Raw genomic sequence first — 1,634 nt, forward strand, 5'->3', positions numbered from 1 at the left:
GGATAAAAATAATATATATTTATCGGAATCTCCTGCTAAGATTCGAATTTTAAATAGGCCGTTTCATACTACTGATATTCTATTTAGAAAATGTCCAGAGGATATGAAGACGAAAATTAAAGGCATTATTGAAAGAAAGATAAAAGAGGAAGAAAAGAGTTTTCCGCTTTCGGGTGTATTGTTGATTGTTTTAGGAGCAATAATATTTTTCGTAAAATAGTAGCAGTGTGAAATGTTTTTTTGCAAGAGGATTCGAATTTTTAATTATTATAATCTTATTATTTCGTTTAAATGAGGTGAAATGTATGCGGAACTTAGTAAACAATCTAAATGTTAAAGCGACTACACAAGAAGATTTACAACAAATTTTAAAACTATGTACAATTTATGATCAAGCTATGTACGGTGAAATTGATACAACGGTAGAGGACATTACTAACTCATGGAAAGGTATTGATGTTAGTAAAAGTTCTTATGTTGTTATGGATAAAGATGAAATAATCGCTTATGGAATTTTGACAGGGAATGAAAGACAGTTTCCATCTGCCGTATTTGTAAACCCTGATTATATGAATCAAGAAATTGAACATGTAATATGGTCAAAGCTTGAAGAGCGTGCTACGGAGCTTGTTAGTAATTCGTCTTGCTCGAATGGCACGATTGTAACACAAGCAAATAATTTCTATGAGGAAAAAGTGTTAAGAGAAGGTGGTTTTATTCCAACGCGTATATGGTGGGGGATGGAGATTGAATTGAACTCAAATATACCAACACCACTATGGCCAAATGGTGTTACAGTGCGACATTACATACCTGGTGTGGATGATGAGAGATTACATCAAGCTTTTAATGAAGCCTTTGCAGACCACTGGAACTCACAACCTTCTACGTTAGAAGAGTTTTTGCAACGTACTGAAAGAGATGGGTTTCATCCTACACTATGGTCACTAGCCATGCTTGATGATGAAGTAGTTGGCTTTATCTTTAGTAAAAAGGCTACTGACAATAAAGCTGAAATTACTCATTTAGGTGTAAGGCGTTCTAAGCGGAAACAAGGATTAGGATTAGCGCTGCTACATCATGCATTCGGTCAATTGTACGAAGAGGGGATTTCAAAAGTGCATCTGAATGTAGATTCTGAGAATATTACAGGAGCACCTCGCGTATATGAAGCAGCTGGAATGGAAGTACAGAGTAAATTTGTTCGTTTTGATAAGGAAGTTTTGTTGGAAAATAAAGAAGAAGTCCAGTGATGAATTGCTGGGCTTCTTTGCTTTTTTATTACTAAGAATCACTTTTCAGAAATGAGAATTGAGTGATTAAGTGTGGACGGATGCATCTGGTATGCAAAGGTAGGTAATTTTACTAATATATTAAATCCTTCAGTGGGTGTGTACGCAGAACGAATAGAAAAGGTGAAAGTAAGATTTTAGATGATGATAGAAATAGAAATGAAATTCATTTAAATGGTGGAAAAGTGTATTATAAACAATACATATTAATGTGTATGTGATAAATAACCGAGGTGGATATTTTCTCCTCAGTTATTTATATTGTAATAATATTCATACTAGAATCATATTGAATAGATGTATTTTATTGTTAATTTAGTTGAAAATTAATCAGATTTATGT

At 33.4% G+C, this 1,634-nt stretch carries 1 protein-coding gene and 1 pseudogene; both read left to right on the plus strand.

What is annotated here, in order from left to right; all coding sequences use genetic code 11:
- Positions 1 to 220, plus strand: a pseudogene (locus tag AB3X48_RS21940) (hypothetical protein); the annotation flags it as partial.
- An 85-nt stretch (positions 221 to 305) separates the two neighbouring features.
- Positions 306 to 1,253: a GNAT family N-acetyltransferase gene (locus tag AB3X48_RS21945; protein ID WP_088099393.1), complete on the plus strand. Its 948-nt coding sequence runs from the start codon at positions 306 to 308 to the stop codon at positions 1,251 to 1,253.
- Positions 1,254 to 1,634 lie beyond the last annotated feature (381 nt).

The sequence above is a fragment of the Bacillus sp. S4 genome (genome assembly GCF_040838205.1).
Taxonomy (GTDB): domain Bacteria; phylum Bacillota; class Bacilli; order Bacillales; family Bacillaceae_G; genus Bacillus_A; species Bacillus_A cereus_U.